The 7,511-nt window shown below is 50.8% G+C and carries 6 protein-coding genes and 2 pseudogenes; 3 read left to right on the top strand and 5 right to left on the bottom strand.

The features are described 5' to 3' along the window. Window positions 1-942 (top strand): annotated as a pseudogene (locus ALQ04_RS23030) (hypothetical protein); the annotation flags it as partial. 259 nt (window positions 943-1,201) lie between these two features. Here ALQ04_RS23030 and ALQ04_RS27365 read toward each other — a convergent pair. Together ALQ04_RS27365 and ALQ04_RS27360 are read right to left on the bottom strand one after the other, a co-directional pair. Next, window positions 1,202-1,525, bottom strand: coding sequence for a hypothetical protein (locus ALQ04_RS27365; RefSeq protein ID WP_259645076.1), 324 nt, complete (start codon window positions 1,523-1,525; stop codon window positions 1,202-1,204). 115 nt (window positions 1,526-1,640) lie between these two features. Beyond that, window positions 1,641-1,994 carry a DUF6694 family lipoprotein gene (locus ALQ04_RS27360; RefSeq protein WP_259645075.1) on the bottom strand — a complete coding sequence of 118 codons (354 nt, stop codon included), beginning with the start codon at window positions 1,992-1,994 and terminating at the stop codon, window positions 1,641-1,643. 231 nt (window positions 1,995-2,225) lie between these two features. Between ALQ04_RS27360 and ALQ04_RS23020 the strand changes: the two genes are divergently transcribed. Further along, window positions 2,226-3,317, top strand: a complete 1,092-nt coding sequence (locus ALQ04_RS23020) for a hypothetical protein (protein WP_147466627.1) — start codon at window positions 2,226-2,228, stop codon at window positions 3,315-3,317. A gap of 276 nt (window positions 3,318-3,593) precedes the next feature. On the opposite strand, the pseudogene ALQ04_RS27355 reads toward ALQ04_RS23020, so the two are convergent. Both ALQ04_RS27355 and ALQ04_RS22995 read right to left on the bottom strand, forming a co-directional pair. Beyond that, a pseudogene (locus tag ALQ04_RS27355) lies at window positions 3,594-4,295 on the bottom strand (Sir2 family NAD-dependent protein deacetylase). 87 nt (window positions 4,296-4,382) lie between these two features. Continuing rightward, complete coding sequence (locus tag ALQ04_RS22995; protein ID WP_024685811.1) at window positions 4,383-4,643, bottom strand: hypothetical protein; 261 nt, start codon at window positions 4,641-4,643, stop codon at window positions 4,383-4,385. Between the two features lie 99 nt (window positions 4,644-4,742). Between ALQ04_RS22995 and ALQ04_RS22990 the strand changes: the two genes are divergently transcribed. Continuing rightward, on the top strand, window positions 4,743-6,416 hold the full coding sequence (locus tag ALQ04_RS22990) for a DUF262 domain-containing protein (protein ID WP_122318032.1): 1,674 nt from the start codon (window positions 4,743-4,745) through the stop codon (window positions 6,414-6,416). Between the two features lie 218 nt (window positions 6,417-6,634). Here ALQ04_RS22990 and ALQ04_RS26980 read toward each other — a convergent pair. Continuing rightward, window positions 6,635-7,511 (bottom strand): hypothetical protein (locus ALQ04_RS26980; RefSeq protein ID WP_122318031.1); only part of this gene is annotated, 877 nt, incomplete at its 5' end.

The following is a 7,511-nucleotide window of genomic DNA, read 5'->3' as shown; positions in this document are numbered from 1 at the left end:
GGGTCATTAGACCAGCTCAAGGTTCGCCAGCATCGCACCCAGCGAAAGATCGGCGACACCTTAGGAAAGTACACCCTCGATGAAGAGAGGATGATTCGCTGGAGGAAGGAGAAGCTTAGTTTTTTGACCGGAAATCTTGCTCGCCTGCAATGGCAAATCGACTTCTTCTGGAATTCCGAACCAGCCTTCCGGGTTTTCCTTGATGCCACTGACATCCCATTGGGCAACGCCGTTTCGGGAATCTACATCCACGATCCGATTTACGCAGATGCGATGTTGGGCGGTTTCAAAGGACAAGAATGTCAGGTTGCCGGCATGGATGATGAGCATTTCTTCGCCGCCTTCACCAGGGCCATTAAGCAGCGACGTGAGAATTACGAAGGGCATCTCAACGATATGTATGGGACGTTGCGTGCACCCAACCATATCAAGGTAAACGAAGTTTCGCGAGATGGGGAGGGTACAAACCCGACTGCGAAACGAATCTGGGATCCGCAACAGATCCCCTTGGTTGAAGTTCACAAAGCGTACAAAAGAGTAGCGGATGAGGCGAGCAGTAACCCAGCTTCAAAAAGCCAACTCATCTGGGCCATCGGCAAGGGTGGAGAGCTGTTTATCGCTGAAGATATTCCCAAGCCTGATGAACTTGGCCATCCCAGCATGACTGGTATGCAGGCCGCTCGGATTGCAGGCGAGATCAAGCGCAAGTGCGATTACTGGGAGGTCAATTTCTTCTCTGGCAGATACAGCGGTGACTACACCGATGCGGAGAAAACCCAGTTCCTGACCAATGCTTTGTACAAAATCCGATCTCTTTTCCCTCGTGACACGTTTGAGGCTTTCTATCCTGACGCACCTCCCTCCAAGGGCCAAGAGCCGAAAGACCCAGAGACACCCGAAGGCGGCAGCGATATGCCGGAAGCTAACCTAGGGGTCGCGTAACCTTTGTGAACAGAGATTGCTCACAGTCGGGTTCACTATTCCAATGCCTGTGGTGCAGTGCCGCAGGCTGCTGCAACTGATGAAGACATTAGAGTGCCAATGCCCATCTGCCCGTGAATAGTGTGCTTAGAGAAAACCATACGACATCGCAGAGATGTTTAGTGATCGATAGTAGCGAGTGGCATGGGTAGCCGCCTGGGGCGGCTCGCCCGATGAAATTCAACCTTAACCACGAGTCTGCTATAGAGCCTGCACCACGTTACTGAGCGTATTTTGTTTCGAGTGCGGTTAGCCTCGTTGCATCACGCTCGGTGAATGAGCCTGCGTCGAATAAAGGCTTATAATCAGCACCATCAAGCCGTTCGACGGCTACGGTAAAGATGGCATCCTTTGGTGGTTCGACCTTGCCCCAGTCCGAGAACTGATTAGGTGCGAGACTCCAGGATTGAGATTCGCGCGGTTCCAAACCACCGCTGATTGAGTAATTGAACGTTTCGACAAGCCAAGGCACTGAGCGTCCAGGAGAGGCGATGGTGCCTTTGAAATACGCCCGTGACACGGCGCTGGCAGTCCCGTTATTCACCGTTATTTCGATGTTACCAAGGCCATACTCTTTGGCCCTTTGATAAAAGCGAGACTTTGAAACCTGAAAGCGGGCTAATTCTGTTTTTGCAGCTTCGGATTTTTTTGCTTTTCGATCAGCTCCTGAATTCCGTCAAGGCCTGTTGCCGTTCTCGCTCCGCACGTTCTGTTCGTACTCGGTTTGCTTCATCGGCAACCTGCTGAGCAGTCTTTCCGTTGAGTGCAGCAAGCATATCTGCGGACACACCTTCGGCATTTTTCTTGCCTTGTAAAACCTGAGAAATATCGAGTCCCTGAAATACAAGCACCATCACATCAGATGCGAACTGCTTGCGCTTGTCCTCAGGCAAGCTCGCAGCAACCTTCGCCGCAGAGTATTTGAAAGCCTGTTGTGAGCTACCGTCCAGCTTCGGTTCGCCACAGCCAGCTAGCATCCCTGCCATAAGCGCTATGCATATAAATCGACGCATCTGCATTCCCTCTCAGAAAATTCAGGGCAGCATGTCAAAATGATGTCTGAATGCGATCTGTGCAGTTTCTGGTTTTCGTACTCAACAGAACAATTCAGCATTGCGCTATTAGCAATGAGCATCCTGCAGGTTTGCGTGGACAGGCGATTATCCGAGCAGGTGCTCTGCTGATGATAGTCTGTAACTCAAAAGCACATTGTGGTTGTGGTTCGATTACCCAGGTAGGCCGGATTGAAAGCGAAATCTAAAAAGACAGAATGGATGCTACCGATTGACTTTCCGGTGGATGATCTTATTGAGGCGAGTGAGATGCTGAGAGCAGCAAGCTTGCTTACGCCTGGATACCTTCCTCCCGACGCAGGCATATATGAGCCTGCCGTGTACTTTTACGCTCGAGATCAGGGCGTCCAAACGGTCATACTGCCGGATCGAAACGTAGCCTCGCGTATCGCTCAATTAGCTAAAGGCAAAGAAACGACCAACGACAAGCAACTCAAGCTTTCAGCCGCACTACTAGGATTTGCTCAGCTCCTAAATATCGATTTTGAACCTGGTGTTTCCTTCCATGAGCTGGCTCACCGATGTGGTAACACCAGCGCAGCGGATGAGCTTGGTTGGTTCAGGGGGGCTGACAACGCCCCTCCACAGGATATTCTGAACGTTGCGCTCGGTAGGACAAATCGTGTTTCCCGCACCTATAGCCCGGTCGAGGTACCGCACCTCAATCTCCAACTACCATTGAAACGCTGGAATCGAAATTACATCACCGCGCTCAAAATTCTGGAGTTAGACCTTGCCTCAGGTAAGCAAGTCGACAAGATGCTTCGTCTTCTAGATTGGATGAGTACGAGTCTTGTATTCGCGGGGCCGGCTCTGATGCTCGCGTGTGTGTACCTCGGTACTCATTCGCCTGCTCGCAAAAATGTGTTCAAGAACAGCAGGTCTGCTGATCGGATGGCGGCTATCGCTGGGGTGAGAAACGCTGCATGGGATATCACTCATCTGAGCGATTTTATTCTTCGCTCAAACGAGAGCGCCGATTTAGGGAACGTCCAATACTTGCTCGCTAGCTTCGATGTACATTTGAAACTAACGACGAACCTCCTGATGACAGTAGGCCGCGAAGGGAGCGATGCCTCACTTATTGCAGCTGGGCTTGCCCAGTGGTGGGGGGCAAAGGACGCTCAGCGTATTGCACATGAAGTAGTCATTCAGCTCCGACGAATCAATAGCGACTCGCACGTTCCCAAAACATCTGACGATCCCGATTACATTTCCAAGCTGATACTGCTCGGCGAGCGCCTGATGATGGAAGCCATCTAGCATTCAGATCAATGCCTGTGTTTATGTTCTGCGTTATGTCTAGAGCCTAGACGGTTGGGTTACGCCCTGCTTTGCCATGCAAGCGGAGCGCGCAGGCATGAGGATGGAAGCCCGCAAGGGCCAAACCCGGCTTGTCCGGGGTTTGGTTCACGACAGTCGTACCCCGCTAGGGGGCAAGCCCAAAGCAAAAACGATGTGGATCGCTGGCAACTACGATGTAGGAACTTATCCGAATGCCTCGTTAAGCAGGCTCTGCACCATCACAGAGGCAGGGCCTTAAAGAAAGTGCTCTTGGCTGCTGACATCAAACCGCACAGGATTGATGTGAACAACAGTCGCCCCGTGGCCTAAAGCACGTAGTGGTAGCTCAGCTGCAGGGTAAACAATCCCGGACGTACCAATCGAGAGGAAGACATCGCATTCCTCAGCCGCTGCGAGACCTGCACCCCATGCGCCTTCAGGAAGCATCTCGCCAAACCAAACGACTCCAGGTCGAAAATACCCATCACCGCTCTGCATCGCGGCGGCTCAATCCGACTTCCATCCTCAGGCAGAGCATCGGACGTGAGGGGCAACGTATAAGCCAGCCCACAATCGATGCACCGAGGCGAATGCAGGCTGCCCGTGCAGATGAATCACATCCTGGCTACCAGCGCGCTCATGGAGGTCATCAACGTTCTGGGTCACCACGGTCAGCTTGGGCACGTGCCTCGCTAGCCCGGCGATAGCGAGATGAGCACCGTTTGGCTGCGCCTGCAGAACCTTATGCCGGCGCCATTCTTACCATCCCCAACACAGTGATGGATCAGCTCGGAATGCTTCGCTGGTCGCAAGTTGGGCGGGATCGAAGCGCTCCCATAGTCCCGTCAATGCGTCTCTGAAAGTCGGGATGCCACTCTCGGCTGAGGCACCAGCGCCGGTGAAAACTACGACATGCTTAGTCTCCCGCAATTGCTGAGCTAGGGCACTGGTGATCATGAGCATTCCTTGGGGTGGATTTCAGTTGAGGTGCCGGCACTATGGGCTATGAATCGGTAGCTGACGTCGTCATCCAAACAGGAAATTCTAAGCCAATCCTCGTTCAACCATACGATCCAAAAGCGCTTGAGGATGAATGCGGTAAGTGCCTACCCCAACTCGTTGCGTAAAGTGGTCATAGGTTGGGCTGCTAACGCCAGTGGTCATTTCCGAATTAGATAAGAAGACGCCTGTGTAGGTTTCAGCAATTTCGCTGAAAAGCTGGATGACAGCTTGTCTCGTGACAACGAGACCTTTCCCTAGATGACCGTCGATTACAGCATCGAGCACGTTGGTGCGCAGGCTCATGGTGTGTTCCTTGTTTTCAGGTATGACTGCTAAGGGGATGCTAGCTATTTTTGCTGGCTAATGGCTATTCTCTCATCATCTCTACGGCAAGGAACGCGCATGAAGCTCAATCCGCTACATCTCAAGATTGCTGGCCTGCTTGAAGGAAGACTTTTTCGAATTCCCGAATATCAACGAGCCTACTCATGGACATCCCGTCAGCGGAAAGACTTGTTCGGCGACATCGAGGAGGCGTTTCGATCTGGTCGCGAGCATTTCATGGCAACGTTGGTTGCCTTGGCCAAGGAAAAAGAGACCCGCCTTCTTGGCGTTGACGAGTTCAAAACTGTCGAGCTGGTTGATGGCCAACAACGTGTAACGACTCTGATCATCCTTATGAAGGCGATTGAAAAGGCTCTCGACAAGGATGATGTTACGCAAGCCAAGGTACGGCGGGAGTTGGGTGAGCTGCTCGTAAAAGGAGACGACCATTCTCTGATTCTGCTCCAGACAAACCATGACGCGAGTCAGGTTTTCACCAACTACATCCGCAAGGGGTTGGTGGAGGAAGGCTCCGCAAAAACTGCTGCAGATCAGAACTTGGTTGAAGCTGCCCGTGACTGCGAGCTCTTTGTGAGCAAATGGTTGGCTCGTGGAGATACGATCTTTGAGCTGTTGGTGACCATCAGGAATAAGCTGACGATCATTTACCATGAGATTTCTGACGAGGCTACGGTATACCGAGTCTTCGAGGTTCTGAACAGCCGTGGGCTGGATGTGAAATGGATCGACAAGCTCAAAAGCCAGCTAATGGCGCTCATTTTCGAGCACGTTGAGGGCGGTACTCGCGATGAGGCAGTATCTGAAATGCAAGACGTCTGGCGGGGCATTTATCGCTCGCTGGAAAACAGCACACGAATCGGAGACGAAGCTCTCCGATTCGCAGGAGCATGGGCCTGTGACGCACGACCGAATCGGATTCCCAGTGAAGCAGACTCGACTGCATTGCTAACCTTAAAGGCGGGTACGCAGCTAAATACGATTGCAGAGGTTGGTCATGAGCTCGAAGCGGTCGTGCAAGCGAACCTGCGCCTATTCCGAGATCCGCGCCTCCGGGCCGTAACGCGCATCGTGCACGCTCGGTTTGTTGCCGCAGCGATCATCCTGCGGAAATTCGATAAGAAGACAGAGCAGGAGCTCCTGGGTAAATGGGAGCGCGCAACTTTTAGAATCTACGAGTTGGCGAGCCGAGACAGCCGTCACAAGGTCGGGGAGTACATCCGCCTTGGTTACGAAATCTACCGGAATAACCTGGATAGAGATCAAATCCTTATCGGCTTGGAAAAAATCTCCAAGGGCTATTCCATTGACGAGGTTTTGAACAATATTGATTGGGTGAGCAGCTACGATGGCTGGCAAAATCAGCTGCGCTATGTCCTGAACCGTTATGACGAACACTTGGCCAAGCTCGCAGGGCAGAAGCTAAATGAGAGCCAATGGGGAAAGATCTGGGAGCAGGATGCCGCTAGCTCAATAGAACATATTGCACCGCAAAGCAGTTGCGTTGAGTGGATGCACCACCTCGGGAATCTGACGATGCTGCCACCTGGAACAAACTCTTCGCTAAAAGCTAAGCCTCCGGTTGAAAAGATAGACGTATATCGAAGCTGCGGACTGATTGCCACGATCCATGTCGGCCAACAGATTCATGACGCTGAATCTTGGACTGAAGATATGGTTCTAGCTCGAGCACAGAGCATCGAAGACTTCATCAGACTGGAATGGGCCGACTGATCACAGTTTAAGTAACATGACGTCTGAGGCTCGGAGGTACTCTGTACCTCCAAGCAGGCTGCGCAGTAAAACCGTCCAAAAGGTAAGCCCCTAGTTAATAGGTCGGCGTTGTTTGTGAGATGGCAACGGGAGCCATCTTCTCCAAGCAACCAATTAACAGCGAATCCAGCAGAGATGGATCAACCCATTCGCGACAATTAATGTGCTTGTAAATAAATCTAAATCATAGGGCAAGTCATGATATTTGTTATGCTTGGAAAAAAAAGAGGGCGGCAAATGCTTATTGAGTCACCATCGGTACAAGTATCTATACCTTGTGAGTATAGTTTTTTTATTAGGCTTTGTGTGTCGCTATCAAGAGACATCCACCAGTCAGGCGAAATATAGAAATTTTCGATAAGTAAAATCATGAAGACTGCCAAGCTGTCAGCATTGAGTTTTTTGTCCAAAAACTGCCTTATTAACTTGCTGCAGGTTGTATTGTGTTCTGATAGCCAAGATAAAACAATATATCCTTTATTTTCACTGGAGAATGAGTTGATGGCGATGTAATCCGGCATATCGCTGGCGGCGCTGGAGATGTTCTGAGCTTTATCGCCATTGAAGTCAAACGTTGGCCCCACAATGGCGCTGCCCATTACTGGTGGTGGAAAGTCAAGTGCAAATACAGCATAGCTTAAACCTGAGTAGTCGTTCGAGATCAGCATTGCGTCGAGTTTTGATTTTATGTATTCCAAGTCGCCCGTAGTCAAAGCATTATCGTTACCGAGCGAGCTCGCTGCGGCTTGAATAGCAATCTGGTGAGGCAGGCTTTTTCCTCTATCGAGGGTTTTCATAAGCTCAAAGGTTTTAGAAGCGTAATCCTTGCTGAATAGTTCCCTAGAGACTCCTCGGTAAGTGACTAGGAAGCAATGTAGCGGCACGGGTTTGAAAGGTGTATCTTCTATTGGGGAAAACAATCTTTTGTCATGGATAGAGCAGAAGCCTGAAAACGTAGATGCATTGTTTATTCCAGTTTTGATAAGTGTGATTTTTGGTGCGGTATTGCTCTTTAGGTCTATGGATATTTTTAGCACATTGAGCTGGTCTAATGAC

It is taken from the genome of Pseudomonas cichorii, from assembly GCF_003700275.1.
In the GTDB taxonomy this organism is placed as follows: Bacteria; Pseudomonadota; Gammaproteobacteria; order Pseudomonadales; family Pseudomonadaceae; genus Aquipseudomonas; species Aquipseudomonas cichorii_B.
Note: the sequence above shows the minus strand (reverse complement) of the source record. Positions and strands in the feature narration are given on the sequence as shown.